Below are 24946 nucleotides of genomic sequence, written 5' to 3' on the forward strand. Positions count from 1 at the left end.
CTGCTCCCGCCGCGGGCGCGGAGGCCGCCCTGGACAGGATCACGAGCGTTCCTCCAGCGAACGTCGAGTGATACTCGAACGGGCGTGCCCGGGTGCGACGGGTCAGCGGATGCGCATCTGCGCCATCATGCCCATCGCCGAGTGGTCGAGCAGGTGGCAGTGGTAGACGTAGGTGCCCCGGTAGGAGTCGAACGTCGCCTGCAGTCCGACGGTCTCGCCGGGCATCAGGCACACGGTGTCCTTCAGGCCCGCCTCGGCGCCGGTCGGCGACTTTCCGTTGCGTTCCAGGACGCGGAACTGCACCAGGTGCATGTGGAAGTTGTGCGGCACGTCGGTGTTGGTGTTGGTGACGGTCCAGATCTCGCTGGCGCCGTACGGGATCTCGGTGTCGACGCGCGCCGGATCGTACACGCGGCCGTTGATGGTGCCCTGCGGTTCGCCGCCGACGAGGGCGACGTTCAGGTCGAAGGAGCGCCGCCCGGTCACCGGCGGCAGCGGCGGGAGTGTACGCAGTACGGACGGCACCCGGCTGGGGTCGGCGGCCTCGCGCACCACGTCGAAGCGCATGACCTTGCCCGTCCGGTCCGGGTCGCCGGGGCCGAGGGTGTTCTCCAGGACGAGCCGGGTGCCCACCGGGTAGCGGGAGAAGTCGATGACGATGTCCGCGCGCTCGGCCGGTGACAGGAGCAGCGCGTCGGTGGTGAAGGGGCGCGGCAGCAGGCCCCCGTCGGAGCCGATCTGCGTGAAGGACGAGCCGTCGGCCAGGCGCAGCGCGAAGAACCGCAGGTTGGACGAGTTCAGCAGCCGGAAGCGGTACTTGCGGGCGGCGACCCGGAGGTAGGGGTACGGCTTGCCGTTCGCGAGGATCGTGGAGCGGCCCTCCGCGTCGTCCATGATGTACAGCAGCTGCCCGTCGTCGTCGAAGTGGGCGTCGCGCAGCGCCACGGTGACGTCGTAGCGCCCGGCAGGCAGCGGCAGCGCCTCCTCCACGTCGTCGGTGAGCAGATAGCTGCCCGACAGGCCCCGGTAGCAGTTCTCGGACTCCGAGTGGTGGGCGTGGTCGTGGTACCAGAGCGAGGCGTGCGGCTGCTGGTTGGGGTACGTGTAGGTGCGGCTCGTCCCGGAGGCGAAGGTGTTCATCGGGCCGCCGTCGCTGTCGACGGGTACCGAGGCGCCGTGCAGGTGCACCGAGGTGTCGACGCCCAGCTGGTTGTGCTGGCGCATCATCACGGGGCGCCCGGAGCGGGCCCGGACGATGCCGCCGGGGAAGTGCCCGTCGTAGGTGAGGACGTCGGTGCTCAGGCCCGGCAGGATCTCGGCGCGGGTGCGGCGCATCGTGATGTCGTAGACGTCGGCGCCGCCGCGCGTCGCGGTGGGAGTCAGCACCGGCAGCAGGGGCAGCGGCACCTGGAACGGCTGGACGGCGGGGCCCACGGGGACGGCCGTGCCGGCCGGGGCGGCGTCGCGCGGGGCGGCGCCCGCCGTCATCAGCGGGGTGAGAGCCGCGCCGGTGAACAGCCCGGCGCCGGTGACGCTCAGGGCGGTCATCAGAGTGCGTCTGGTCACCATCACGGAACTCCTGCTGCTGGATTCGGCGGACGCGCCGAGTGCAGCAAGGACGGCTCGCACGCATCTCGGGTGCTGCTAGGACGGGCACGGGGCCGCCCGTTGTGTCATGCGGCGTCCGTTATGGCGCTTGAGAACGGGGCCAGAGCCGACCCAGAACCGCCAGGGAACCGCTTGCGGTCGGCTTGCGCTCCGCTCCGTATACCTGAGCCGTCCGCTGCCCCCCACCGGAAGGCCGACCGTGGATCTTCGTTACTGGCTGCCGCGTGCCGTAGACGTGGCCGAACACTGGGGAGAGCGCTTCGGCCCGTACCGGGAGCACCCGTCGCACCTGGTCGGGGACGAGGAGTTCGGTGCCGCGTTCGCCGCGTTCTCGAAGCGGCTGGACGACAACTATCCGTTCTTCCATCCGCGCTACGCGGGGCAGATGGTCAAGCCGCCGCATCCCGCGGCGGTCGTCGGTTACGTCACGGCGATGCTGTTCAACCCGAACAACCACGCCGCCGAGGGCGGCCCGGCCACCACCGAGATGGAACGCGAGTGCGTGGACCTGCTCGCCGGGATGTTCGGCTTCCGGGGCACGCATCTCGGCCACCTGACGACGAGCGGCACCATGGCCAACCTGGAGGCGCTGTACGTGGCGCGCCAGACGCACCCCGGACGCGGCATCGCGTACAGCGCCGAGTGCCACTACACGCACGCCCGGATGTGCGGGGTGCTCGGCGTCGAGGGCCACCGGGTGCCCGCCGACGGACTGGGCCGCATCGACCTGGACGCCCTGGAGAAGCTGCTCGCGGCCGGCCGGGTCGGCACGGTGGTGGTGACCACGGGGACGACGGGACTGGGGGCGGTCGACCCGGTGCACGAGGTGGTGCCGCTGGCCCGGCGTTACGGCGTACGGGTGCACGTGGACGCCGCCTATGGCGGGTTCTACGCGCTCCTCGGGCGCTCGGACCGGCCCGAGGGCATCGACGTGCGCCCGTGGCGGGCGATCGCGGACTGCGACTCGGTCGTCGTGGACCCGCACAAGCACGGCCTCCAGCCCTACGGGTGCGGGGCGGTGCTGTTCAACGACGCCGCCGCCCGGAACCACTTCGCGCACGACTCGCCGTACACCTACTTCACCGAGTCCGAACTGCACCTGGGCGAGATCAGCCTGGAGTGCTCGCGGGCCGGGGCGGCGGCCGCCGCGCTCTGGCTGACGCTGCAGCTGCTGCCGCTGACCCGGGACGGCTTCGGCGAGGTCCTGGCCGGCAGCCGCCGGGCGGCCGTGGGATGGGCGGAGCGCATCGAGGCGTCCGAGGAGCTGGAGACGTACCAGGCACCGCAGCTGGACATCGTCAGCTACTTCCCCGCGACGCGGCCGCTGTCGCTGTCCGCCGTCGACGCCGCGTCCGGCCGGCTGCTCACGGACGGCATGCACGCGGAGCAGGACCCCGTGTTCCTCAGTGTGCTGCGGACCGACGCGGCGGACTTCGCACGGCGCAGACCCGACGTCGTGGCCGACGCCCCGACCGCCCGGGTGATGCGCAGCGTCCTGATCAAACCCGAAGCCGAACTGCACCTGGACCAGCTGCACGCCCGGGTGGAGCAGCTGGCCTCGACCGGGCGCGCCCGACCGCCGCGCCCGGCACACCCATCGAACGGGAGGAGAACTTCGTGACCCACCTGTCCACGTTCCCGCCACCGCCCTTGCCGACAGCGCCCCGGCCGGCCCTGCGGCGCGCCCGGCGGGCCGAAGCCGGCGCCCTCGCGGCGCTGCTGGCGGACGCGTTCCACGACGACCCGCTCACCCGCTGGATCACCCCGGACCCCGAGCGCAGGGCGCGGGTGCTGCCCGCTCTGTTCAGGGTGTTCCTCGACATGTCGTTCGCGTACGACGCGGTGACCTGCACTCCCGGCCTGGAGGCCGTGCTGCTGTGGACGCCGCCGGACGCCCAGGCCGAACCGGAGGCGCGGGGCGAGGAGTTCGCCGGGCGCTTCGAGGACGTCCTCGGGGTCCGCGAGGCCGCCTCGCTGGCGCTGATCGCCGAGCTCCAGGCGTCCCGGCACCCGGCCCGGCCGCACTACTACGCCGCGTTCGGCGCGGTGCGCGGCGGGGCGCGCGGCCGGGGGCTGCTCGGCGCCCTGGTCGCCGAGGTGCTGCGGGAGGCCGACGCGGCGGGGTGCGGAGCGTATGCGGAGGCCAGTTCGGCCGGCGGCGAGGCGTCGGCGCGGGGGCAGGGCTTCGTGCGGCTGGGCGAGGACATCGTGCTGCCGGACGGCGGGCCACGCCTCCGGCCGATGTGGCGGGAGCCGCGATGAGGGGCGACAGCCGGCTGCAGATCTACACGCCGGGTCAGGTGGACCGGGGCCTCGTGCCGGCCGGGCAGCTCGGGCCGCTCCGCGAGGTGCTGGAGTGGAGCCGGACCTTCCTGGTGTCGAGCCACCCCGAGCTGGGACGCAGCGGTCCGGTGTGCCCGTACACCCAGCCCTCGTTGCGTGCCGGCCGGTTCCTGCTCGCGGTGCCCGCGCAGAGCACCCCGGCCGCGCTGCCCGGTGCCGTGGAGGCCCTGCGCAGCTGGTACGAACGGCTGGCGTCGGAGCTGCCGGAGGACGAGCGGGAGCTCCTCACCGTACTGATGGTGCTCCCGGAGCTGGACCACGCGGACCCGGCCGGCCTGGACCTGTTGCAGGCGGACGCGAAGGACGACTTCGTCGCCCAGGGGCTGATGATCGGCCAGTTCCATCCGCTGTGCGCCGAGCCGGGGTTGTGGAACGAGGACTTCGCGCCGCTGCGCTCGCCGGTGCCGCTGCTCGCGGTGCGGCGGCTGCTCGTGTTCGACCTGCCGTTCCTGGTCGGCGCGGACCGGCACATCGACCACTATCTGCGCCGGTTCGCCCCCGGCATCCCGGCACGGGTGCGTGACCAGCTGGTCAACCGCGTCGTGTCCTGAAGGACGGGCATGCGAAGGGGGCTCCGTGGCCACGGAGCCCCCTTCGCGCGGTGCGGACACTCACGACGGGTGGAGGGCAGGCTGCGCGGTGCGCCGGCTGCTCTCCAGTGTGCGCAGCCACTCGCCGGGGTCGCCGCTGCGCAGCAGGGCGGTGCCGACGAGGAGGCCCTTGAAGCCGGCGTCGAGCAGCCGGGCCGCCGTCTGCGGGCTGTCGATGGCGCTGGCGCTCACCGGGCAGGGGGTGCCGCTCGCGCGCAGGGCGGGCAGCAGTTCGAAGCTGCGGGCCAGGTCTCCCCGGTCGCGTTCCCGGGTCTTGATGTCCTTGTTGTTCACGGCGATGACGCACTCGTCGGCGTGCGGCACGGCCTCGATCTCGGCCTCGGTGGTGGCCTCGACGAACGGGGTCAGGCCCGCGCTGAGCGCGGCGGTGGTGAGGCCGCGCAGGGCGGAGGCGGACAGCAGTCCGGCGGTGAGCAGGACAGCCGACGCGCCGAGCTCCCGCGCGGTCTCCAGCTGGTCCTTGCGGGTGATGAAGTCCTTCTGGAGCAGGGGAAGTTCGGTCAGCCGGGCGACATCGCGGAGCAGTTCGCGGGTGCCGCCGAACCAGCGTCCCGTGACGACCGAGATGCAGGGCGCCCCGGCCTTCTCGTAAGCGGTGACGATCTCTGCGGGGGTGTGGCCGGAGATGAGGTCGAAGCCGAACGCGTCGCGCCGCTTGACCTCCATCACCAGGGGCTGCGGGGCCGACAGCAGGGACTCGATGAAGGGAAGGCTCATGGCTGCTCCGTAGGCCGTGTGGTCGGGGTGTCCGTGGCGGAAGGAGTGCGGGGGTCCGGGTGGCCCGGCCCGGTGTCCCAGGCGTGGGCCAGTCCGGCCACCTCGGGTGCGCCGAAGCGGCCGTCGCCGCCGCGGGCCGCGGTGTCGACGTCGATGCCGCGCAGCCGGGGGTGGCTCAGGACCCGTTCGTACGCGGACCGGTTGGTCCGGGTGAGTCCGCCGGCGAGCCAGAACGGCAGGGTGAACCGTTCGGCCAGCCGGAGGACGGTGTCCTCGTCCAAGCGCTGCCCCGTGGAGCCGACGCGGCCGTCGGCGGTGGTGGCGTCGATGAGGAAGAGGTCGGTGCCGGCCCGTTCGTACGCTCCGATCAGGGGGCGTTCCGGGCAGGTGCCGTCCGCGACGTGCAGCACCTTGACGATGACGGCGTCGGGCAGGGCCGTACGCAGGGCGCGGACGGTGGCGGGCGGCTGGTAGGCGTGGAGCTGGACGGTGCGGATGCCGGTGCGGCGCATGACGTCCGCGACCGCGTCCGGGTCACCGAGGAAGGTGACCAGGACGGGATGCAGGGTGCCGGTGGCGCGGACGGCCGCCGCGAGGGCGGCCACCTCGTGCACGGGCAGGTCCGCGGGGCCGCCGGGGACGCCGTGCCACAGGCCGACGAGTCCGGCACCGGCACCGGCCAGCACCTCGACGTCGCGGGTGCTGGTGGCGCCGCAGACCTTGAGGGTGAGCGGTGGGGACAGGGTGGTCATCGGCCCAGGCCCAGCTTGGACGCGATGCGGTTGTACTGGATCTCGTTGCTGCCCGAGTAGATCGTGCCGCCCACGGCGTTGCGGACGTCGATCTCCAGCCCGTACTCGCTCATGTAGCCGTGCCCGCCGAAGATCTGGACGGCGGTCAGCGAGCCGGCGAGGTTGGCCTCGCTGGTGACCAGCTTGGCGATGGCCAGGTCCTCGGTGACGTCCTGGCCCTCCTCCAGGCGCTCGGCGGTGTCGTAGAGCCACTTCCTGGCCGACTCCAGGCCGATCTTGGCGTCGACGATCTTGTTGGCGACGGACTGGTACGAGCCGATCGTCCTGCCGAAGGACCGGCGGGTGCGGGCGTACTCGACGCAGCGGTCGAACCGGTGCTGCATCTCCCCCACGTTCACGATGAACGAGAGGAGGATCTCCCGCTTCATCACGTAGTCGAGGACGATGAACCCGCCGCCCACCCGGCCGAGGACCCGGTCGCGCGGGATGCGGCAGTCGTCGAAGTACAGCTCGCTGAGCGGGGAGGTGCGCAGGCCCATCTTCTTGACGGGCTTGCCGACGGTCAGCCCCGGGGTGTCCCGGTCCACGAGGAACGCGGTCACGCCCAGGGCGCCGCCGTCGGGGTGGGTGCGCGCGTACACGACGAACACGTCGGCGACGGGGCCGTTGCTGACGAAGCACTTGCTTCCGTTCAGCACGAAGTCGTCGCCGTCGCGTTCGGCGCGCGTGGCCATCGCCATCGCGTCGCTGCCGGACTCCGACTCGGTGATCGCGTGGGCGCCGATCGCCTCGCCGGAGCTGATCCGGGGCAGGTAGGTCTCCTTCTGCGCGGGCGTGCCGAAGCGCATGAGGGGGACGCCGGTGCTGGCGAGCGTGGTGGTGACGCAGAAGTTCAGACCCGCGTCACGGCAGTGCTCGCCGAGCCCTTCCAGGACGTACATGGTGGTGAGGAGGGACTGGCCCAGGCCGCCGTGCTCCTCGGCGAAGGGCAGGGCGAGGATGCCGGACCGGCGCACCAGTTTCCACTTCTCCCAGGAGAACTCCGCTCGTTCGTCCTGGGCGATGTGGTCGGCGCTGAGTGCCTCGCCCCACCGGGCCAGGCCGGCCCGGAGGTCGGCCTGGTCGGTGTTCCAGCGGATCACTGGGACCCCTTTCAGAGGTGCGGGTGCCGGGTGCGGATCAGTAGGCGGAGGAGGTGTGCGCGTCGAGGCTGTGCACCTCGTCGCCCTGGAGCGCCGGGGTGAAGACGCAGACGAGCCGCAGGTCCTCGTGCGGGGAGGCGACGAGGTAGTGCGCGTCGTGCTCGTCCAGGGAGTACAGCCGGCCCGGCGTGATGGGGTGCACGGTGCCGTCGAGCTCGACCACCTCGCCGGAGCCCTCGATGCAGTAGCAGGACTCCAGGTGGTTGCGGTACTCCAGGCGGGACTTGGTGCCGGCGCGGACCGTGGTGTCGGTGATCGAGTAGCCGACGCCGTCGGACTCGGTGAGGAAGCGACGGCTGAGCCCGTTGCCCCAGTCGACGCTCTTGACGGTCTCCAGGTCACGGATGATCATGGTCAACTCCTTGTTCGGATAGGGGTATTGGCCGTACTGGTCTCGTCCGGTCCGGGCTGGAGCGACCGGACGAAGTCGCGCAGTGCCGTGGTGGCGGAGCCCTCCTCTTCGAGGGCCTGCTCCACGCGGGCCACGCCCGCGGAGCCGACGATCGCTGCGTCGGCCCCGCTCGCGGCGACCGCCGCGACGTGGCTGCGCGTACTGACCCCGAAGCCGACGGCGATCGGGGAGTTCGTGTGGGCCCGCAGCCCGGCGACGACCGGGGCGAGCGCGGCGTGCCCGGCGGGCGGCGCGGTGCCGCTGCGGCCGTAGTGCGCCACCAGGTAGACGTACGCGGAGGACTCGCGGGCGGCCCGGGTCCGGGTCTCCTCCGGGCTGGTCGGGTAGCAGGTGGTGACGACCGCGGTTCCGGCCGCCTCGGTCGCCTCCCGGTACGCGGTGCGCAGCCGGGGCGGCAGGCCGTGCACCAGGAGGCCGTCGGCGCCGGACGCGGTGATGTCCTTGACGGCCGCGCCCAGGTCCCGGTGCTTGAGGGAGTGGCTCCAGTCGGCGAGCAGCGCGATCCGCAGCCGCCGGAGCCCAGGCCGGACGCGGGCGACGAAGCCGAGGACGTCGTCCAGGCCGGTGCCCCGGTCCAGGGCGCGGCGGGCGGAGCGGCGTACGACCGGCCCGTCGGTGAAGGAGTCCGGGAAGGGCACCGCCAGTTCGAGGCAGTCGACGCCCTCCTCGTCGAGCATGTGCACGACGTCGGCGAGTTCGTCCAGGGGCGGGTCGCCCGCGTTGAGGAACAGGGTGAGCCCGGGCCGGCCGGGTCCGCGCCCGGTGAAGAAGTCAGCCATGCCGGACCGCCCCCGCCCCCGCCGTCGCCGCGGTCCGCCGGGAGCGCAGCCGCTCGACCAGGGCCACGGCGGCCCCGCTGGTGACGGCGTCGTCGGTGGCGTCGAGCGCGTCGCGCCAGGTGGTGTGGTGGCCGGCCGCGAGGGCGAGCGCGGCGGCGTTGAGCCGGACGGTGTGGGTGGCCGCCGGATGGGCGCGCCCGGCGAGCACGGCCAGGAAGTGGTCGGTGGCCGCGTCCTTGGGCGCCGGGGCCAGCGCCTCGAAGCCGCCGTCGGCCGGGATCAGCGCGCCGGGTTCCAGGACCTGGTCCTCGCCCCGTGCGATGTGGACGGTGTTGCGGGCGAAGCCGAGGAGTTCGTCGGCGCCCCGGTCGTTGCTGGTGAGCCACACCGTGCGGCCGGTGACCGTGGCGGCGAGGCGGCGCAGGTCGTCCAGGGGCATGGTGTGCGAGACGCCGGTGACCTGGGCGGTGACCGGCAGATCGGCGAGGAGGGGGCCGAGCGCGTTGAGGAACCGCCCGAACGGCTTCATGCTCACCGGTGCGATCAGCCGGGCGAGCCGGGCGAGCTCGACCGGGTAGGCGAACGGCCCGGTGAAGGCGATCCCGTCCCGCTCCAGGTGCTCCTCGGTCTGCTCGTACGAGGAGGTCAGACGCACTCCGAGGCGTTCGAGGAGGTCGACGGAGCCGAGGCTGGAGGTGTAGGCCCGGGAGCCGGACTTGACGACACGCACCCCGGCGGCGGCCGCGACGAAGGCCGCCGCGGTTGAGACGTTGAAGGTGGCGGGCCCGCCCCCGGTGCCCACGACGTTGACGGTCGCGGGCCAGGCGGGCCCGGGGCGCGCGGGGCGCCGTTCCAGGAGTGTGCCGTGCAGGGCGGCAAGCGTCGCGGGGTCGGGGAGCCGGGTGGTCAGCGAGGCCAGCAGGGCGACGGCCTGCTCCTTGGGGAGCGTGCCGTCGCCGAGCCGGTCCCACAGAGACCTCCAGGTCTCGTGCTCGGCCACCGTGCGCCGCGCCAGCAGGCCGGTGAGCGCGTCGTGCATGGTTACCCGCTCACCCCCTGGCGCGCGTTTGCCACGAAGGCGTCGATGGCGGTGACGCTGCGGAAGTTGTTGGGGTCGAGGTCCGTGTCGTCCACGGCGAGCCCGAAGCGGTCCTCCACCCAGGCGATCAGCTTGAGCAGGCCGAGCGAGTCGATGGCTCCGCTCGACAGCAGGTCCTGGTCGTCGGCGAGTTCGTCCTGGGTGAGGTCCGGCAGGAACTCCTCGATCAGGAACTGCTTGATGGTGGCCGTGTTGCTCATGACGTCCTTCCTTCTACGGTGGTCAGCCGGCGGGAGTGGTCCGGCGCCGGGGACGGCGGCCGGGACGGCCCGCTCAGCCGGTCGAGCGCGGTGCGGTCGACCTTTCCGGTGGCGGTCTTGGGCAGCGGTTCGTCGGTGATCCGCAGGACGCCGGGGACGGCCGCCCTGGGCAGGGCGCGGGCGCAGTGTTCCTTCAGGAGCAGGCTGTTGAGGCCGCTGCCGGGTGCGCGCCGCACCGCGGCGACGAGCCGTTTGCCGGTGAGCGGGTCGGGCTGCGCGGCGACGCCGGCCTCCAGGACGGCGGGGTGGCTCAGCAGCACCTGCTCGATCTCGGCGGTGTTCACGGCGACGCCGCGCACCTTGACCTGGAAGTCGCTGCGCCCGGTCAGGTACAGCAGCCCGTCGGCGTCGCGCCGTACGAGGTCGCCGGTGCGGAACCAGGTGCCGTCGTCGTGGCCGAGCGGGTGTCCGGTGAACCGGTCCCGGCTGCGGGCCGGGTCGAGGTAGCCGGTGGTCTGGAAGGGTGTCCGGACGTGCAGCTCGCCGGCGCCGGGGCCGGTGACCTCGTGGCCGTCGGCGTCCAGGACGAGCACCGAGACGCCGGGGAGCGGGGTGCCGATGGGCAGCGGGCCGAAGACGGTGGCCGTGGTGTCGACGTCGTACGTGAAGCTGTCGTTGGTCTCCGTGCAGCCGTAGATGTTGGTGAGGCGGGCGGCGGGCAGTACGTCACGCAGCTCGGCCAGGGTGCGTTCGGGCAGGACGTCGCCGGTGAAGGCGGCCCGGCGCACCGACGGGAGCAGCACGCCGGCCCGGCGGGCGGCGTCCAGCACGAGCCGGTAGAACATCGGCACGGCCTGGACGATCTCGACGTCGTGGCGCAGCAGCAGGTCGAGCAGGTGGCGTCCGTCGACGGCCTTGTCCGGGTCCACGAGGACGACACGGCCGCCGTGCGCGAGGGTCGTCCACACGTCGAGGAAGCACAGGTCGAAGTTGAGCGGCGCGTAGTTGAGGACGGTGGTCCCGGGTGCGATGGCGAACGCGGGCCCGGCCCAGGACACGAACCGGTCCACCGCCTGCTCGTCGAGCGGGACCGTCTTGGGCAGCCCGGTGGAGCCGGACGTGGTGAGCATGAAGGCGGTACGCGCGGGCACCGGGTAGGCCGCCGAGCGGGCCGGGACGGGCACGCTCCGCGGTTCGCCGCCGCCCGGAGCCAGCACGTGCCGGCAGCCCGCCTGGGCGAACAGCCGGGTCAGCGGCTGCTCGCCCAGGTGCGGGGAGGGCAGCAGGAACGGGCGGTGGGCGAGCAGGCAGCCGAGGACGAGCGCGATGGCGTCGGGCGACTTCTCGGCGAGGATGCCGACGGGTTCGCCGGCCGGGAGCCCGAGCAGGGCGAGGCGCTCGCGTTCGCGGCCCGCGCTCTCGTACAGCTCGCGGTAGCTGGTCTCCTCGCCGCGCCAGACCAGGGCGGGCGCGTCGGGGCGCTCGCGGACCTGGGTGAGGAAGCCGGGAAGCAGTCCGGTGGTGGCGCCCGGGCCGGTCATGGCCGCCGTCCCGCCAGCTGGGCCCACCCGCTCTTCACGGCGATGCCTGAGGGGGTGCGGCAGGTGAAGCGGACGAGGGTGCGGTCGGCGTCCGGGGCGAGTTCGATGCTGAGCGGCACGTCGGGGACCACGGGGGCGGAGAACCGCCCGCTGACGGCGCGGACGCGGGTGACGTCGCCGTCCGCGTACCGGTCGGCGATCTCCTCGACGGCCAGGGCGAGCACGCTCATCCCGTGCGCGATGACACCGGGGAAACCGGCGTCCTCGGCCGCCCGGTCGTCCAGGTGGATCGGGTTGAGGTCCCCGGAGGCGTGCGCGTAGCCGCGGATCCAGTCGGGGGTGAGCCGGTGCTCGGCGGCGGCCGGCTCACCGGCTCCGCCGGACGGGGCGGGCGCGGCCGGTGACGGGATCTGGCCGAAGGGCTCGATGGCGGTGGCGCCCATCAGCAGGGCGCTGGTGAGGAGTTCGGCGCGCGGGGTGCCGTCCTCACCGGTGAGCCGGGCCCGGACGGCGACGCGGGTGCCCCTCGGTTCGCGGCGGGCGCCGGCCACGTCGAGGCCGACGGTGATCCGCTCGCCGGGCAGCAGGGGCTGCTCGATCCGGATGTCCTGGCCGAGGTGGACGACGGAGACGGGCTCGGGCTCGGCCGCCGCCAGGTCGCGTACGGTCGCGTCGGCGAGGGTGTGCGCGAGGACGAAGGCGTGCACCGGCGAGGCGCCGGGCGCCCCGGCCGCGGGCAGGTCCGCGCGGACGGCGGTCCGGAAGGCGGCCACCTCGTCGGCGGTGAGGGTGCGGATCGCGGTGCGGGGCTGGGCGGTGGTCTGGGCGGTGGTCTGGGCGGTGGTCGTCATACCGGCGCCACCACCATGCTCGCGTTGTGGCCGCCGAAGCCGAAGGAGTTCGACAGCGCGGGTCCCAGGGCGACGGGCCGTGGACTGGTGTGCACCACGTCGATCTCCATTCCTGGCTCCAGGTGTTCGTGGTTGGCGGTGGGCGGCACCTCTCGGGCGCGCATGGCCTGGACGGCGGCGATGATCTCGACGGCGCCGGCCGCTCCGATCAGGTGGCCGATGACGCCCTTGGACGCGGTGACGGGCGGACCGTCGGAGCCGAAGACCTTGGTGAGGGCGGTGGCCTCGGCGCGGTCGTTGTGCGGGGTCGAGGTGCCGTGCGCGTTGATGTGCGCGATCTCGTCGGGGGCGAGCCCGGCCGCGGTGAGGGCGCCGGTCATCGCGGAGACCGCACCGGCCCCGTCGGCCAGCGGCATCGACAGGTGGTACGCGTCCGAAGTGGCCGCGTACCCGGCGATCCGGGCGTAGGTGCGGGCGCCGCGGGCCAGTGCGTCGTCGAGGCGTTCCAGGACGACGAAGCCGGCCCCCTCTCCCATGACGAACCCGTCGCGGTCCCGGTCGAACGGGCGGGAGGCGTGTGCCGGGTCGTCGTTGCGCCCGGAGACCGCGTTCAGGTTGCCGAAGGCGGCGAGGGTGACCGGGGTCAGGGTGGACTCGCAGCCGCCCGCGATCGCCACGTCCGCCTGGTTCGACCGCAGGAGCGCGGTGGCGTGCCCGATGGCGTCGACACCGCTGGCGCAGGTGGTGGCGATGGTGGTCGCGGGGCCGGTCCAGCCGAGCCGCATGGCGATCTGGGCGGCCGCCGCGTTCGGCATGGTCAGCAGCGGCATCAGCGGGTTGACCCGGTGCGGGCCCGCCTCGCTGTAGTGCGCGGACTCGCGGTCGCTGGTGGCGCGGCCGCCCACCGCGTTGCCGACGACGATGGCGGTGCGCCCGGGTTCGGGCACGGGGGCGCCGGCGTCGCGGTGGGCGGAGAGCGCCGCCGTGGTGCCGTACAGCGCGAAGGGGTCCATGCGCCGTGCGTCCTTGGCGGACACGAGGGCGTCGGGGCCCTGGGTGTCCAGTCCGCTGACCCGGCAGCCGATCCGGACCCGGTGGCGGGAGAGGTCCAGGTGGTCGAGCGGGGCTGCGGTGGAACGGCCGGCGCGGAGCGCGGCCCACAGGGCCTCGGGGGTGCACCCCGCCGGGGTGACCACACCGATCCCGGTGATCACCACCGGGGTGCGGTGGGAGGCTGCGGCTGTCATCTTCGGTCTCGTCTCCGTCCGGTGTCCCGGGGCCTGGACCGGCCGGTCAGGCCGGGATGATGCCGCACTCGCGGGCGGACTTGATGAACGCCTCGGCGGCGAAGTCGATGTCCTCGGGCGTGTGCCGCGCGGTCACCGCGATCCGCAGCCGGGCCAGGTCGTTGGGGACGGCCGGGGTGACCACGGGGATGCCGATGACACCGTTGCGGCGGCAGGCGGTGGCCAGGTCGTACGCCTTCTCGTCGGAGCCGGCGATCAGCGGCAGCACCGCGGTCTCGCTGTCCTGCGTACGCAGCCCCTGGGCGTTGACCAGGGCGCGCAGGCGGGCCGACTCGCGCTGGATGTGGGTGACCCGCTCCGGTTCGCGGCGCAGGATGCGCAGGCTCTCCAGGGCGGCAGCGGCCTGGGCCGGGGCGAGGGCGGCGGAGAACAGGAACGGCCGGGCGGCGTAGCGCAGGTGGCCGATCAGTTCGGCGGGTCCGGTGACCCAGCCGCCCATGGAGGGGATGCCCTTGGACAGGGTGCCGAGCTTGATGTCGGCCCGCACCCGGTGGTCGAAGTGCTCCTCGATACCGCGGCCGGTGGCGCCGATGGTGCCGAGCGCGTGTGCCTCGTCCACCATGAGCAGCGCGTTGTGCTCGTCGCACACCTTGCGCAGCTCGGGCAGCGGGGCGATGTCGCCGTCCATGGAGTAGACGCTGTCGACGATGACGAGCCGCACCCCGTCGGGCGAGGCGGCGGCCAGGCGCCGGTCGAGGTGGTCGACGTCGTTGTGCCGGAACCGGGTGACGGTGGCGCCGGAGAGCCGGCAGCCGTCCACGATGGAGGCGTGGTCGTACTTGTCGATGAAGACGGTGTCGCCGGCACCGACGAGACCGCCGACGGTGCCCACGTTCGCCGCGTAGCCCGAGCTGAAGACCATGGACGCCTCACGGTCCGCGAAGCTCGCGACCTCGGCCTCCAGCTCCTCGTGCAGCGGGATGGTCCCGGCCAGGGCGCGCACGCCGTGGTTGCCGCTGCCGTAAAGGTCGACGGCGGCCTTGGCGGCGGCTACGACGCGTTCGTCGCCGCCCAGACCCAGATAGCTGTAGCCGGACATCATCAGCAGCCGTTGGCCGTCGAGATCGGCGTAGGCGCTGTCCCGCTCGACCGTGTAGGAGACGAAACTGTTGCGGCGCTCCGGCTCGGACTCCAGTGCCGCTACGCGCCTGTTCGTGGCGGCCAGCTTCGGCGCCAGCCGTTCCCAACCTCCGGTTGCGTTCACGTGGGTCTCCTCAGGCTGATTCAGTCGGCCGGCGAACGGCCTATTCATGACAGGATTTCTACGCCGCGCTCCGCAACGCGGCCGCAACAAGAGAGCCGGAGCCCTCCTCGAATTACGCTCGAAGCCGCTCGGGATTCACTAGAAATCCCCTGGTGAACGCATGGAGGAGGGCGGAAAAACGGAGTCTCGATTCAGCGGAACTTGGGCTTCCACTCATTCCCCCCGGTATGTTCCCGGGCTCAATTGACACGGCCTGAACGCCCCTGCGAAGGTCACGTCGACATCACGGGGAATGGCGAGAACTGAACGGCGCAAAGCGAAAGCAACGGCCGTGTTCCCCGCTCGGTTCCTGATCTGCCGCAGGGGGAGTGTCGACGTGTTGATCCGGCTCGTAGGACTTGTCAGCATCGAGCACGAGGCGGAACCGCCCCGGCACCTGTCGAGCGCACAGGCCCAAATCGCCTTCGCCCGGCTGGTCCTGGAGCGCTCCGCGGGCACCAGCCGCGACCAGCTCGCGGACACGCTGTGGCCGCAGGGCCTGCCCGACACCTGGGCGTCCGCGCTGCGCAGTGTCGTCAGCCGGGTGCGGTCCTTCGTCACCAGCGCGCACCAGAAGCCCGGCGAGACGCCGCTGGTCGCCCAGAGCGGGCGCTACCTGCTGCATCTGCCGAGCGACGCGCTGACCGATGTGGAGACGGCCGAGGCCTCGGTCTCCGAGGCCCGGCAGGCGTGCCGGGAGGGCGCGCACGCGGTGGCCCTGCAACTGGCCTCCGGTGCGGTCGCCAATCTGCGCGGCGCGTTCCTGCCCGCCCACGAGGGCGAGTGGGTGAACACCACCCGCGAGCGCATCGAGGCGGTGCGCCTGAGCGCCCTGGAGCTGTCCAGCGCCTCGGCCGCCGCCCTCGGCAACAGCCACCACGCGCTGCGGTACGCCGACGAGGCGGTGCGCAGGGCGCCGTTCCGGGAGAGCGCGCACCGCTGCCGGATGACGGCGCACGCCGCCGCCGGCAACCGGGCCGACGCGCTCCGCGTCTACCAGCAGCTGCGCGAGCTCCTGTCGGACGAGCTGGGCATCGAGCCCGCCCCGTCCACCCAGACGCTCTATCTGGGCCTGCTCCGCGAGCCCGACCCGGCCCGCGAGGCGGCTCGTGCGGTGGCCCCGTACAGCGGCCTCGCGAGCGCCGACCCGCTCCTGATGCGCGCGTACGAGCCCCTGCTCCCGCCCGCCGCCTGAGGGCTGTCCCGTGCGGGCACGGAAACGTCCGCGGAATGCTCCTGCGCAATGGGGTTCGCAGGAGCATTCCGCGGACGTTTCCGTGCGGAATTCGTTTCCCCGGGGGGCTTTCCGAGGAAAGCCCCCCGGGGGGGGATATCAGGTGATGGTGACGCCGCTGTCGATACTGATGACCTGGCCGGTCATACAGTCCTGGTCGAGGAAGAGGGCGGAGCTGCGCGCGACCTCTTCCACCGTCACGAAGCGGGGCACCGGCGCCTTCTTCTCCATCGACTCCACCACATGGTCGGGGAGGGTCTGGGTCATACCCGTGATCATGAATCCGGGCGAGAGCGCGTTGACCGTGACGCCCCGCCGCCCGCACTCGGCGGCCAGGGTCCGGGTGAAGCCGATCAGGCCGGCCTTGGACGCGGAGTACGCCGTCTGCCCGGCCGTCGCGATCAGACCCGACGGCGAGACCACGTTGATCACCCGGCCCCACCGCTTGCGCAGCATGTGCGGGACGCACACCCGGGCCGTGTGGAAGGAGCCGATGAGGTTGGTCTGGATCACCGCCGCCCAGTCCTCGGGCTTCTGCATCGCCATGACCTGGTCACGGCGGATCGCGCCGTTGTTGACGAGGACGTCGACCGGGCCCAGCCGCTCGGCGATCTGTGCGTGCATCGCCGTGACGGCCTCGTACGAGCCGACGTCACCGGTCACGAGGACGGAGTCGTTGGTGAGCTTCTCCTGCACCGCGAGCGCGGCGTCCTTCGCGCTGTTGTAGTGGACGGCCACCTTGCAGCCGAGCGCGTCCAGTTCGATCGCCAGCGCCTGGCCGAGCCCGCCGGAGGCGCCCGTCACCAGGGCGACGGGGTGCTCGGGCCGGGTGCCGGCGGGCTTCTGCGTACTCATCGTGTCCCTCCGCGCCATTCGAGGAGCATGGAGCCCCAGGTCATGCCTGCGCCGAAGCCGGCCAACAGGACCAGGTCGCCGTTCTGGATGCGGCCCTCGTCCAGCGCCTCGGCCAGGGCGATCGGGATGGAGGCGGACGCCGTGTTCCCGTACTTCTGCAGGTTGGCGACCAGGGCCTCGGGCCGCAGCCCGGTGTGGCTGAGGATCGAGTTGATGATGCGGATGTTGGCCTGGTGCGGGATGACGTGGCGTACGTCGGCCGCCTCGACCTTGGCGTTCTTCAGCGTCTCCCGGACCGTGCGGACGGTGTACCGCACGGCGTTCAGGTAGATCTCGTTCCCGTTGATCTGCGCGTAGTGCAGACCCTGGCGCACCGTTTCCTCGGTGGTCGGCATACGGCTGCCGCCCGCGAGGACCTTGAGGCTGCCGGTGCAGCTGCCGTCCGCGCCCAGGTTCCAGGCCAGGACGTTGCTGTCGGCCGCGGGGACGAGTACGACGGCTCCCGCGCCGTCCCCGACCAGGATCGACAGGTCCCGGTCGGCGGGGTTCGCGGTCAGCGTGTGGGTGTCGGAGCCGATGAGCAGGATCGGCCGGGGGTCGATCGCGATGAGGGCCATCGCGGAGACGAGCCCGTAGACGAAGCCCGCGCACTCGGAGTTGACGTCGTGCGCGCTGCCGGCGATGCCCAGTTCGTGGTGGACGAACGCGGACGTCGCCGGCGAGGGCTGCTCGGGCGTGGCGGTGGCGACGATCAGATGGGCGATGTCGCCGCCGCTCAGGCCCGCCTTGGCGAGGGCGCGCCGGCCGGCCTCGACGGCCAGCGAGGCTGTCGTCTGGCCGGGCCCGACGGCGCGCCGTTCACTGATCCCGCACCGGCTGGTGATCCAGTGCTCGTCGACGCCGAAGCGCTCGGCGAGCTCCGCACTGGTGACCACCTTCTCAGGGACGGAGATGCCCCATCCGGTGATGTCGAAGCCGTTCATGCGCGCCCGCTCAGGCCTGCGCCGGCACGAGCGCCAGGATGCGGTCGTAGACGTGGCGCAGCGTCGTGGTGTCGTCCAGGTCGGCGAACAGGGACTCGTCGGCCGGGATGTCCGGGTAGGTGTTCTGGAACCCGTACAGCCACTCCATGAGGTCCAGCGAGTCCACGTCCGGGATGTGCTGGAGCGGGTGGTCCGGGTCGACCTTCTGGGCGCCGGACACGGCCTCGAGCTGGCTCGCCAGTTCTTCGATGGTGGGCAGAGACATGGGGTGAGGTCCTTCCTCCGCAGGGCTTGGCCTTGTCGAAACGCATGGAACCCGTACGCACGCAACCGGCGCGCAACAGCCGGCGCCCCCGCCGTGTTGCACGTCTCTTGCGACGCGGGGGTTTTCTACGTCTCGCGATGACATCGCAGGCACCACGCCATGAGCATGAGCCGGACGGGAGTTGAGGACGAAGATGACCACGGTCGCAAGCCAGTCGGTCCCCGAGGTCGACGCGATCAGGCACCACTACGAGGTGAGCAACGACTTCTACCGCCTCCTGCTGGGCCCGACGATGATGTACTCCGGCGGTTACTGGGAGGAGGGCGAGGGTCTCACCGAGGCCCTCGACGAGGCCCAGGAGCGCAAGCTGGACAAGTTCGTCGAGCTGGCGGGAGCGGCCAACGCCCGGCGTGTCCTGGACGTGGGCTGCGGGTGGGGCACCATGCTCAACCGCGTCACCACGGTGCACGGCGTCGAGCAGGCGGTCGGGCTGACGCTCAGCCGCACGCAGGAGCAGTTCATCGCCGGCCTGGACAACCCGCGGATCACCACGCGGGTGGAGTCCTGGGAGGACCACACCACCGACGACCCGTACGACGCGGCGTTCTGCATCAACGCCCTGGAGCACTTCGTCTCCTCGACGCTGCCGCCGCGCGAGCGCACCAAGAAGTACCGGGTGTTCTTCCAGAAGGTCGGCGCCACCCTGAAGCCGGGCGCCCGCTTCGTGCTGCACACCATGACGGCCGAGGCGCTGCCCATGAACCGGCAGCTGCTGGACGACCTGAAGTTCCTCCAGCGCTCGGAGTTCGAGAACTGCCACATCCCGCACCTGCACGAGCTGACGCAGGCCGCCGAGGGCCTGTTCGACGTGGTCGAGGTCGTCAACGAGCGCGAGTCGTTCGCGGTGGCCTGCCGCGCCTGGCTGAAGCTGCTCGCCGAGCGCCGTGACGAGGCCGTCGCCATGGAGGGCGAGGAGGTCGTGGCCCGCTTCGAGCGCTACCTCGACATCTTCGCGTACACGCTCGAGGACAAGTTCTTCAACAACTTCCGCGTCACCATCGCGCGCCGCTAGGAGGCTGACGTGACGAGCACTCTAGAGCCGCCGCGCAGCGACGAGGACACCCGGCCGGCCGGCGGCGGCGGACCGCAGCGGCATCTGCGCGTCGCCGTCATCGGCAGCGGGTTCTCCGGCCTCGGCATGGCGATCCGGCTGCTGCAGAAGGGCGTGGACGACTTCCTCGTCTTCGAACGCGCCGACGAGGTGGGCGGCACCTGGCGGGACAACTCCTACCCGGGCGCGGCCTGCGACGTGATGTCCCACCTGTACTCGTTCTCGTTCGCGCAGAACCCGGAGTGGAAGTCCACGTTCGGCAAGCGCGACGAGCTGTACGCGTACCTGCGGGACACCGCCGACCGGTTCGGGGTGCGTCCGCACATCCGCTTCGGCCACGAACTGCTCGGGGCCCGCTGGGACGAGACGACCCGGCGCTGGCACATCGAGACCTCGCAGGGCGACTACACCGCGCAGGTCCTGGTGAGCGGCACCGGCTATCTCAGTGAGGCGGCGGTCCCCGACATCCCGGGGCTCTCCGACTTCGAGGGCACGGTCTTCCACTCCTCCCGCTGGCGGCACGACCACGACCTGAGCGGGCGCAACGTCGCCGTGATCGGCACCGGCGCCTCCGCCATCCAGTTCGTGCCGAAGATCCAGCCCGAGGTGGGGCGGCTCGACCTCTACCAGCGCACCCCGCCGTGGATCGGCCCGAAGAACGACAAGGTGACGAGCCCGCTCCAGACCAAGCTGCTGCGCGGGGTCCCCGGCTACCAGAACTTCCGGCGCAACTTCAACATGTGGGGCCGGGAGGTCCTGGCCTTCGTGATGAAGCGGCCCAAGGTCGCCGGGAAGATGCAGAAGATGGCCAGCGACCACCTGAAGAAGTCGGTCGCCGACGAGACGCTGCGCGCGAAGCTCACCCCGGACTACGTGATGGCGTGCAAGCGCCTGCTGTTCTCCAACACGTGGTACCCGGCGATCCAGCAGCCCAACGTGGACCTGGTCACCGACGGCATCGCGAAGGTCACCGCCCACTCGATCGTCACCGCCGACGGGGTCGAACGGGAGATCGACACGATCATCCTGGGCACCGGCTTCAAGGCCACGGACCGCCCGGTCGCCGGGCGGATCACCGGCCGCGAGGGCAGGTCGCTGCGCGAGGTGTGGCAGGAGGACGGCATGGCCGCGCACCGCGGCACCACCGTCGCCGGCTTCCCGAACCTGTTCCTGCTGCTCGGCCCGAACACCACCCTGGGGCACTCCTCGCAGGTCGTGATGATCGAGGCGCAGATCGGCTACGTGCTGGACGCGCTGAAGGTCATGGACCAGAAGAACCTGGCCTCGGTGGAGGTTCGAAGGACAGTCCAGGACGACTGGAACGAGCGGCTGCAGGCCCGCCTCGATGGCACCGTGTGGAACGCAGGCAACTGCAAGAGCTGGTACCTCGACGCACACGGGCGCAACCCGTCGATCTGGCCGACGTACACCTGGCGCTTCCGCCGCCAGACCAAGCACTTCACCCCCTCCGAGTACCAGCTCGCCACCCTCGCGGGCGCCGGCCTGCCGGCCCTGAACCACACGTAATGGACGGGAGACAGACCGAATGAGAAGCAGCAGCACCCCCATCACGCGGCGCAGCATCCTCGGGGGCATGGCGGCCGCCACGGTCATCGGCTGGAGCACTTCGCACCAGGCGTGGGCACGTGAGTCGGACTCCTTCGCCCATACGGCGGCGAGCCTGCCGTCGCTCGACGGCACGCTGGAGACCTCGGCGGGTGTCACCTCCACGTTCAACCACGACTTCGGCCACATGGTGACCGGCGCGTGCTGGGCGGTGCTGCGTCCCGGCTCGGTGCGAGACATCGTCAAGATGGTCAACTACGCCCGGGCCAACGGGCTGAAGATCGCGATGAACGGCCGCGGCGGGCAGAACGGCGACGAGGAGTCGCACTCCTGCTACGGGCAGGCGCAGGTTCCGCAGGGCGGCATCGCGATCGACGCGCGCGGTCTGACGAAGATCGTCCGCATCGGCTCCACCTCCGCCGTGGTCGAGACCGGGGTCACCTGGGCCCAGCTCACCGACGCCGCCCTCGCCCGCGGCCTGACCCCGCCGGCGCTCACCGACTACCTGCACCTGTCGATAGGCGGGACGCTCAGTGTCGGCGGCATCGGCTCCACCGTGGCGCGGTACGGGCTCCAGATCGACACCGTGAAGTCGATCGACATCGTCACCGGCAACGGCGACCTGATCACGGCCAGCCCCTCCTGCCACCCGGAGCTGTTCAACACGGCGCTCGGCGGCGGCGGCCAGGTCGGCATCATCGTGCGCGCCGAGGTCGCCCTGATCCCGGCACCGCCGAAGATGACCGTCTTCACCCTCTACTACAACGACGTCTCCGCGTTCCTCGCCGACTCCGAGAAGCTCATGGCGGAGAAGCGGTTCGAGGGCCAGGTCGGCGAGATCGCGCGCACCCCGGACAACTCCGGCTGGTGGTACAAGCTGGAGGGCCAGGCGTACTGGAAGGGCAGCACCGCCCCCGACCGCACCGCGCTGCTCACCGGTCTGCACGACGAGCGGGCGTACGCGACGATCGAGGACCTGTCCTTCCGCGAGGCCGTGTTCCGCACCGACGGCGACGAGGCGTGGCTCAAGGAGAACGACTTCTGGGGCCAGCCCAAGCCGTGGCTGAGCCTGTTCGTCCCGGCCTCCAAGGCGAAGGCGTTCGCGGACCTGCTGACCGCCGAGCTGAACGGCGACGACCTGGGCGCCGGCTTCCTGCTCTACTACCCGTACCCGACGTCGAAGCTGACCCGCCCGCTGTCGGTGCAGCCCTCCGAGCCGACCGCGTACCTGTGCGACGTGCTCCGCTTCCCGGCCCCGGGCGCGGACATCGCACGGATGCTGGACCAGAACCGCCGCCTGTACGACAAGGCGGTCGCGCTGGGTGCCAAGCGGTACCTGGTGGGCGCGATCCCGAACATGACGCAGGCGGACTGGCGGGCCCACTTCGGCTCCCGCTGGAAGGTCCTCGTCGCGGCGAAGCGGTGCTACGACCCGGCGGGCATCCTCACCCCCGGTCAGGGCTTCTTCGGCTGATCCGGGACGCCCCGGGCCCTGGGGCCTGTCGTTCGGATCAGGCCGGCGAGACCCGGACCGCCACCCGGAACACCTCGACAGGAGAATCGGCATGACAGTTTACGACTTGATCGACGAGGCGATCGTGGACGCGCCGCCGGAGGCGGTGTGGGAGGCGTTGATCGCCGAGTTCCGCGGCGCCGCCCGCTGGTGGGTGCCCGCCAACACCTTCGCCACCGTGTCCGGTTCGCCGGACGAGGTGGGCGGCGAGGTCGCTGTCACGGTGCACACCAAGGGCGTCGACAAGGGCGGCCCGAAGCTGCGGTTCACCGCGCGGACCCGGGCCGTCGAGCCCCATCGGCTGCTGTCGGTCGATTACGTGGCCGGGGTGTTCCGGGGCACCAGCGACTTCGTCGTGGAACCGCTCGACGGGGGCCGCACGAAGGTCGGCATGCACTTCGTGGGCCGGCCGAACGGCTTCCTGAAGCTCCTCGCGAAGGTCGCCGACATCGGCGCGGAGCACTCCACCGCCACCCGCGAGGCGTTCGTCCGGCTCGGCGGGATCCTCACGGCGGAGCGCGCCGCGGCCGCACCGACCGGTGAGGCGGCGGAGGCCCGGAAGCTGGAGGGCAGTACCCGATGACGACGGTGGCCGCCGCTCCGGCGACCGAGACGCAGGTGCGCACCGACGACGGGGCCCGCCTGGCGGTGTCCGTCCTGCCGCCGCTCACGCCCCCGACCGGCGTGACCGTGGTGCTGGTCCACGGCTGGGGCGCGTCGCGCCGGGTCTGGAGCACGGTGGCCGACCGGCTGATCCGTCTCGGGCACCGCGTCGTCTCCTACGACCTGCGGGGCCACGGCGCCTCCTCGCAGGGCGCCGAGCCCTTCGGGATCACCCGGCTCGGGGCGGACCTGGCCGCGGTCCTGGCCCATGTGGAGGCGCCGGACGCGGTCGTCGTCGGGCACTCCGGAGGCGGGTTCGCCGCCCTGTCGTACGCCGCGTCGAAGGACCGGAACGCCGGCGCGCTGAGCGGCCTGGTGCTGCTGGCCACGGCGGCGCACGACCAGGAGACGCCGGACAGCGAGGTCCGCATGATGGGCAGCGCGCTGTTCCAGCGGGCCGTCTCGCGACCGGCCCTGGGCCGCAGGCTCCTCGGGCAGAACATGCTCGGCCCGAAGGCGGACCGGCGGCTGAGCGAGGTGAACCGGCAGATGTTCGCGGCCGCCGGGCCCGCGGTGCGCGCGGAGGCGTTCCGTTCGTCGCGTGGCATGGACCTGCGCGAGGCCCTGGTGTCGGTGACCGTGCCGGCGGTGGTCCTCGCGGGCACCGGCGACAAGGTGATCGCGCCACGGCTCGGACGGGTCGTCGCCGAGGCGCTGCCCCGGGCGCGCTTCGAGGAGGTGCCGGACGTGGGGCACATGCTGCCCCTGGAGGCGCCGCAGACGGTGGTGGGCGCGGTCAGCGAGCTGACGCGGGACCACGGATAGCGCGGCGCACAGGAGAAGGCGGCCGGTCCCGGGCGGGGGCCGGCCGCCTTTCCGTGGCCGGTCAGGCGCGGGCGCGCAGCGTGAGCGCCCGGCCCAGGCAGGCGAGGGCCGCCGTGCAGGCCAGGGTGCGGGCGGCGTTCGCCGGCGTCCAGGCGCCCCGGAACCGGTCGCGGATCAGGGCGAGCTCGGGCCCGGACGCCTCGGCGGTCAGCCGGGCGAGCCGGCGGTTGAGGGGGATGTTGACCTTCATCGTGACGGCGACGGCCGCCGAGTAGAGGGCGAGGGCCGCCCAGGTCCAGCGGGCGGCGCGGATGTGGCCGAGGCGGCGCAGGGAGACGCCGGAGACCCCGGTGGCCAGGAACGCCCCGAAGAAGACGAGCCCGAAGAAGCCGTTCTCGATGGCGTCGTTGATGTGCCCCATGGCGCTCGCGAAGGCCGCGTCGTCGGTGCGGTCGAGGCCCGGCATGACGGACACGTCGAACGCGAAGTACAGCCCCGCGCTCAGCCCCATGGCGATGGTGGCCGCGTACAGCGACGCTTCGGTGCGTCCGCCCGGCCGGGCCGGGAGCGAGGTGGTCGGCGCGGTGGCGGTCATGGCTTCTCCTGAGGGCGCGGGACGGGGCGCAGTACGGGGGCGAGCAGCCGTTCGTAGCGGCGGCGCAGCACCGTCCGGCCGAGCAGCCGCACCGGTGGCGGGATGGTGGCGGTGACGTGGGCGACGGAGGCCGGGTCGGCCCCGTCGAACATCCAGGGCTGGAGGCGGCCGAGCACGCCGGGCGGCGCGGTCCGCAGCAACCGCCGCTCCACGGACGCGTAGCGCGCGGCGCCGAGCGTGGTGAAGGCGGGGAAGGCGATGCGCTCCTCGGCGGCGAGGTGGTCGCGCAGGACGGCGGCGAAGGTCTCGGCCGCGGGGCGCGGCGCCCCGGGGCCGGCGCCCGGGCGGAGCGCGGCGCCGACGGCGTCCATCGCCGCGTCGAGGCGTTGGTGGTCGCCGTCGATGGCGTCGGCGGCCCGGTCGAAGCCGGGGACGGCGCGCCGCAGTTCGGGCCAGAGGACGGCGTCCTCGCTGTGGTGGTGCCAGTCGATCACCTCGCGCAGGCTGTGCCACCAGGTGACCACCCCGTCGGTGCGGGCGCCGGTCCCGGAGTGTGCGACGGCCACGAGCCGGGCGGCGTCGCGGCGCATCGCGATGTGCATCAGCGCGAATCCGTGGAAGTGCCCGGGCAGCGACGGGAGGTGTTCGCTCGTCATCGGTTCGGCAGCGGTCATGGGTGCCTCCTCACGCGAGAGGGTACGGGGACAGGGACGGGGGGGGGGGGGGGGGGG

General features: G+C 72.4%; 26 protein-coding genes. 9 read left to right on the top strand and 17 right to left on the bottom strand.

All coding sequences use genetic code 11. The features are described from left to right. Positions 1-102 precede the first annotated feature (102 nt). Complete coding sequence (locus ACN6LM_RS16325) at positions 103-1569, bottom strand: multicopper oxidase family protein (protein ID WP_445066082.1); 1467 nt, start codon at positions 1567-1569, stop codon at positions 103-105. A gap of 238 nt (positions 1570-1807) precedes the next feature. On the opposite strand from ACN6LM_RS16325, the gene ACN6LM_RS16330 reads away from it, so the two are divergent. From ACN6LM_RS16330 to ACN6LM_RS16340, 3 genes are read left to right on the top strand one after another with little or no spacing between them, the layout of a single operon-like run. Further along, positions 1808-3229, top strand: coding sequence for a pyridoxal phosphate-dependent decarboxylase family protein (locus ACN6LM_RS16330; RefSeq protein ID WP_445066083.1), 1422 nt, complete (start codon positions 1808-1810; stop codon positions 3227-3229). Beyond that, a complete protein-coding gene (locus tag ACN6LM_RS16335; protein WP_445066084.1) occupies positions 3226-3870 on the top strand; it encodes a hypothetical protein in 645 nt (214 codons plus the stop codon). The genes ACN6LM_RS16330 and ACN6LM_RS16335 overlap by 4 nt, the downstream gene beginning before the upstream one ends. Continuing rightward, the gene (locus ACN6LM_RS16340; RefSeq protein WP_445066085.1) at positions 3867-4502 is read left to right on the top strand and encodes a DUF6875 domain-containing protein; all 636 of its coding nucleotides are present in this window, start codon (positions 3867-3869) and stop codon (positions 4500-4502) included. Before ACN6LM_RS16335 ends, ACN6LM_RS16340 begins: the two co-directional genes overlap by 4 nt. 60 nt (positions 4503-4562) lie before the next feature. On the opposite strand, the gene ACN6LM_RS16345 is transcribed toward ACN6LM_RS16340, so the two are convergent. Genes ACN6LM_RS16345 through ACN6LM_RS16395 form a run of 11 tightly spaced genes read right to left on the bottom strand, consistent with a single transcriptional unit; the run spans position 4563 to position 14626 of the window. Further along, a complete protein-coding gene (locus ACN6LM_RS16345; RefSeq protein ID WP_445066086.1) occupies positions 4563-5279 on the bottom strand; it encodes an indole-3-glycerol-phosphate synthase in 717 nt (238 codons plus the stop codon). Next, positions 5276-6031: a phosphoribosylanthranilate isomerase gene (locus ACN6LM_RS16350; RefSeq protein WP_445066087.1), complete on the bottom strand. Its 756-nt coding sequence runs from the start codon at positions 6029-6031 to the stop codon at positions 5276-5278. The genes ACN6LM_RS16345 and ACN6LM_RS16350 overlap by 4 nt, the downstream gene beginning before the upstream one ends. Next, entirely contained in the window at positions 6028-7173 is a 1146-nt protein-coding gene (locus ACN6LM_RS16355; RefSeq protein ID WP_445066088.1) for an acyl-CoA dehydrogenase family protein, read from the bottom strand. Before ACN6LM_RS16355 ends, ACN6LM_RS16350 begins: the two co-directional genes overlap by 4 nt. Positions 7174-7210: 37 nt before the next feature. Continuing rightward, a complete protein-coding gene (locus tag ACN6LM_RS16360) occupies positions 7211-7585 on the bottom strand; it encodes an ectoine synthase (protein WP_161209518.1) in 375 nt (124 codons plus the stop codon). A 2-nt stretch (positions 7586-7587) separates the two neighbouring features. Next, positions 7588-8424 carry a tryptophan synthase subunit alpha gene (gene trpA / locus ACN6LM_RS16365; RefSeq protein WP_445066089.1) on the bottom strand — a complete coding sequence of 279 codons (837 nt, stop codon included), beginning with the start codon at positions 8422-8424 and terminating at the stop codon, positions 7588-7590. Next, a complete protein-coding gene (locus tag ACN6LM_RS16370) occupies positions 8417-9463 on the bottom strand; it encodes a hypothetical protein (RefSeq protein WP_445066090.1) in 1047 nt (348 codons plus the stop codon). The genes trpA and ACN6LM_RS16370 overlap by 8 nt, the downstream gene beginning before the upstream one ends. 2 nt (positions 9464-9465) lie before the next feature. Further along, positions 9466-9723 (bottom strand): acyl carrier protein, encoded by a 258-nt coding sequence (locus ACN6LM_RS16375; RefSeq protein WP_445066091.1) that lies wholly within the window; start codon positions 9721-9723, stop codon positions 9466-9468. Further along, positions 9720-11264 carry an AMP-binding protein gene (locus tag ACN6LM_RS16380; protein WP_445066092.1) on the bottom strand — a complete coding sequence of 515 codons (1545 nt, stop codon included), beginning with the start codon at positions 11262-11264 and terminating at the stop codon, positions 9720-9722. Before ACN6LM_RS16380 ends, ACN6LM_RS16375 begins: the two co-directional genes overlap by 4 nt. Further along, on the bottom strand, positions 11261-12115 hold the full coding sequence (locus tag ACN6LM_RS16385) for a MaoC/PaaZ C-terminal domain-containing protein (RefSeq protein ID WP_445066093.1): 855 nt from the start codon (positions 12113-12115) through the stop codon (positions 11261-11263). The genes ACN6LM_RS16380 and ACN6LM_RS16385 overlap by 4 nt, the downstream gene beginning before the upstream one ends. Then, on the bottom strand, positions 12112-13362 hold the full coding sequence (locus ACN6LM_RS16390) for a beta-ketoacyl-[acyl-carrier-protein] synthase family protein (RefSeq protein ID WP_445066094.1): 1251 nt from the start codon (positions 13360-13362) through the stop codon (positions 12112-12114). The genes ACN6LM_RS16385 and ACN6LM_RS16390 overlap by 4 nt, the downstream gene beginning before the upstream one ends. Before the next feature lie 46 nt (positions 13363-13408). Beyond that, entirely contained in the window at positions 13409-14626 is a 1218-nt protein-coding gene (locus ACN6LM_RS16395; protein WP_445066095.1) for an aminotransferase class I/II-fold pyridoxal phosphate-dependent enzyme, read from the bottom strand. Between the two features lie 376 nt (positions 14627-15002). Between ACN6LM_RS16395 and ACN6LM_RS16400 the strand changes: the two genes are divergently transcribed. Further along, the gene (locus ACN6LM_RS16400; protein ID WP_445066096.1) at positions 15003-15860 is read left to right on the top strand and encodes an AfsR/SARP family transcriptional regulator; all 858 of its coding nucleotides are present in this window, start codon (positions 15003-15005) and stop codon (positions 15858-15860) included. A 138-nt stretch (positions 15861-15998) separates the two neighbouring features. Here the strand turns inward: ACN6LM_RS16400 and ACN6LM_RS16405 are convergent, their stop codons facing one another. The 3 genes from ACN6LM_RS16405 to ACN6LM_RS16415 are packed head-to-tail and all read right to left on the bottom strand — an operon-like array spanning position 15999 to position 18002. Next, positions 15999-16754, bottom strand: coding sequence for an SDR family NAD(P)-dependent oxidoreductase (locus ACN6LM_RS16405; RefSeq protein ID WP_073969549.1), 756 nt, complete (start codon positions 16752-16754; stop codon positions 15999-16001). Then, complete coding sequence (locus tag ACN6LM_RS16410; protein ID WP_164404287.1) at positions 16751-17737, bottom strand: 3-oxoacyl-ACP synthase III family protein; 987 nt, start codon at positions 17735-17737, stop codon at positions 16751-16753. The genes ACN6LM_RS16405 and ACN6LM_RS16410 overlap by 4 nt, the downstream gene beginning before the upstream one ends. A 10-nt stretch (positions 17738-17747) precedes the next feature. Next, positions 17748-18002 (bottom strand): hypothetical protein, encoded by a 255-nt coding sequence (locus ACN6LM_RS16415; RefSeq protein ID WP_018105947.1) that lies wholly within the window; start codon positions 18000-18002, stop codon positions 17748-17750. A 193-nt stretch (positions 18003-18195) separates the two neighbouring features. Here ACN6LM_RS16415 and ACN6LM_RS16420 point away from each other — a divergent pair, with 193 nt between their 5' ends. The 5 genes from ACN6LM_RS16420 (at position 18196) to ACN6LM_RS16440 (ending at position 23620) form a co-directional block, all read left to right on the top strand. Beyond that, positions 18196-19074: a class I SAM-dependent methyltransferase gene (locus tag ACN6LM_RS16420; protein WP_161209499.1), complete on the top strand. Its 879-nt coding sequence runs from the start codon at positions 18196-18198 to the stop codon at positions 19072-19074. A 9-nt stretch (positions 19075-19083) separates the two neighbouring features. Continuing rightward, positions 19084-20640: a flavin-containing monooxygenase gene (locus ACN6LM_RS16425; protein WP_445066097.1), complete on the top strand. Its 1557-nt coding sequence runs from the start codon at positions 19084-19086 to the stop codon at positions 20638-20640. Between the two features lie 19 nt (positions 20641-20659). Then, complete coding sequence (locus ACN6LM_RS16430; protein ID WP_445066098.1) at positions 20660-22153, top strand: FAD-binding protein; 1494 nt, start codon at positions 20660-20662, stop codon at positions 22151-22153. Positions 22154-22244: 91 nt separating this feature from the next. After that, positions 22245-22775 carry an SRPBCC family protein gene (locus ACN6LM_RS16435; protein ID WP_445066099.1) on the top strand — a complete coding sequence of 177 codons (531 nt, stop codon included), beginning with the start codon at positions 22245-22247 and terminating at the stop codon, positions 22773-22775. Continuing rightward, the gene (locus ACN6LM_RS16440) at positions 22772-23620 is read left to right on the top strand and encodes an alpha/beta fold hydrolase (protein WP_445066100.1); all 849 of its coding nucleotides are present in this window, start codon (positions 22772-22774) and stop codon (positions 23618-23620) included. The genes ACN6LM_RS16435 and ACN6LM_RS16440 overlap by 4 nt, the downstream gene beginning before the upstream one ends. Positions 23621-23681: 61 nt before the next feature. Here ACN6LM_RS16440 and ACN6LM_RS16445 read toward each other — a convergent pair whose 3' ends face one another. Together ACN6LM_RS16445 and ACN6LM_RS16450 are read right to left on the bottom strand one after the other, a co-directional pair. Continuing rightward, on the bottom strand, positions 23682-24215 hold the full coding sequence (locus ACN6LM_RS16445) for an anthrone oxygenase family protein (protein WP_445066101.1): 534 nt from the start codon (positions 24213-24215) through the stop codon (positions 23682-23684). Further along, positions 24212-24889: a hemerythrin domain-containing protein gene (locus tag ACN6LM_RS16450; protein ID WP_445066102.1), complete on the bottom strand. Its 678-nt coding sequence runs from the start codon at positions 24887-24889 to the stop codon at positions 24212-24214. The genes ACN6LM_RS16445 and ACN6LM_RS16450 overlap by 4 nt, the downstream gene beginning before the upstream one ends. Positions 24890-24946 lie beyond the last annotated feature (57 nt).

This window comes from Streptomyces sp. SAS_281 (genome assembly GCF_052542855.1).

Excerpts from the sequence above, each read along its gene's own strand:
- ACN6LM_RS16325 (WP_445066082.1), bottom strand. The coding sequence starts at position 1,569 with ATGGTGACCAGACGCACTCTGATGACCGCCCTGAGCGTCACCGGCGCC.
- ACN6LM_RS16340 (WP_445066085.1), top strand. The coding sequence starts at position 3,867 with ATGAGGGGCGACAGCCGGCTGCAGATCTACACGCCGGGTCAGGTGGAC.
- ACN6LM_RS16345 (WP_445066086.1), bottom strand. The coding sequence starts at position 5,279 with ATGAGCCTTCCCTTCATCGAGTCCCTGCTGTCGGCCCCGCAGCCCCTG.
- ACN6LM_RS16350 (WP_445066087.1), bottom strand. The coding sequence starts at position 6,031 with ATGACCACCCTGTCCCCACCGCTCACCCTCAAGGTCTGCGGCGCCACC.
- ACN6LM_RS16360 (WP_161209518.1), bottom strand. The coding sequence starts at position 7,585 with ATGATCATCCGTGACCTGGAGACCGTCAAGAGCGTCGACTGGGGCAAC.
- trpA (WP_445066089.1), bottom strand. The coding sequence starts at position 8,424 with ATGGCTGACTTCTTCACCGGGCGCGGACCCGGCCGGCCCGGGCTCACC.
- ACN6LM_RS16370 (WP_445066090.1), bottom strand. The coding sequence starts at position 9,463 with ATGCACGACGCGCTCACCGGCCTGCTGGCGCGGCGCACGGTGGCCGAG.
- ACN6LM_RS16375 (WP_445066091.1), bottom strand. The coding sequence starts at position 9,723 with ATGAGCAACACGGCCACCATCAAGCAGTTCCTGATCGAGGAGTTCCTG.
- ACN6LM_RS16380 (WP_445066092.1), bottom strand. The coding sequence starts at position 11,264 with ATGACCGGCCCGGGCGCCACCACCGGACTGCTTCCCGGCTTCCTCACC.
- ACN6LM_RS16385 (WP_445066093.1), bottom strand. The coding sequence starts at position 12,115 with ATGACGACCACCGCCCAGACCACCGCCCAGACCACCGCCCAGCCCCGC.
- ACN6LM_RS16390 (WP_445066094.1), bottom strand. The coding sequence starts at position 13,362 with ATGACAGCCGCAGCCTCCCACCGCACCCCGGTGGTGATCACCGGGATC.
- ACN6LM_RS16405 (WP_073969549.1), bottom strand. The coding sequence starts at position 16,754 with ATGAGTACGCAGAAGCCCGCCGGCACCCGGCCCGAGCACCCCGTCGCC.
- ACN6LM_RS16410 (WP_164404287.1), bottom strand. The coding sequence starts at position 17,737 with ATGAACGGCTTCGACATCACCGGATGGGGCATCTCCGTCCCTGAGAAG.
- ACN6LM_RS16415 (WP_018105947.1), bottom strand. The coding sequence starts at position 18,002 with ATGTCTCTGCCCACCATCGAAGAACTGGCGAGCCAGCTCGAGGCCGTG.
- ACN6LM_RS16420 (WP_161209499.1), top strand. The coding sequence starts at position 18,196 with ATGACCACGGTCGCAAGCCAGTCGGTCCCCGAGGTCGACGCGATCAGG.
- ACN6LM_RS16430 (WP_445066098.1), top strand. The coding sequence starts at position 20,660 with ATGAGAAGCAGCAGCACCCCCATCACGCGGCGCAGCATCCTCGGGGGC.
- ACN6LM_RS16435 (WP_445066099.1), top strand. The coding sequence starts at position 22,245 with ATGACAGTTTACGACTTGATCGACGAGGCGATCGTGGACGCGCCGCCG.
- ACN6LM_RS16440 (WP_445066100.1), top strand. The coding sequence starts at position 22,772 with ATGACGACGGTGGCCGCCGCTCCGGCGACCGAGACGCAGGTGCGCACC.
- ACN6LM_RS16445 (WP_445066101.1), bottom strand. The coding sequence starts at position 24,215 with ATGACCGCCACCGCGCCGACCACCTCGCTCCCGGCCCGGCCGGGCGGA.
- ACN6LM_RS16450 (WP_445066102.1), bottom strand. The coding sequence starts at position 24,889 with ATGACCGCTGCCGAACCGATGACGAGCGAACACCTCCCGTCGCTGCCC.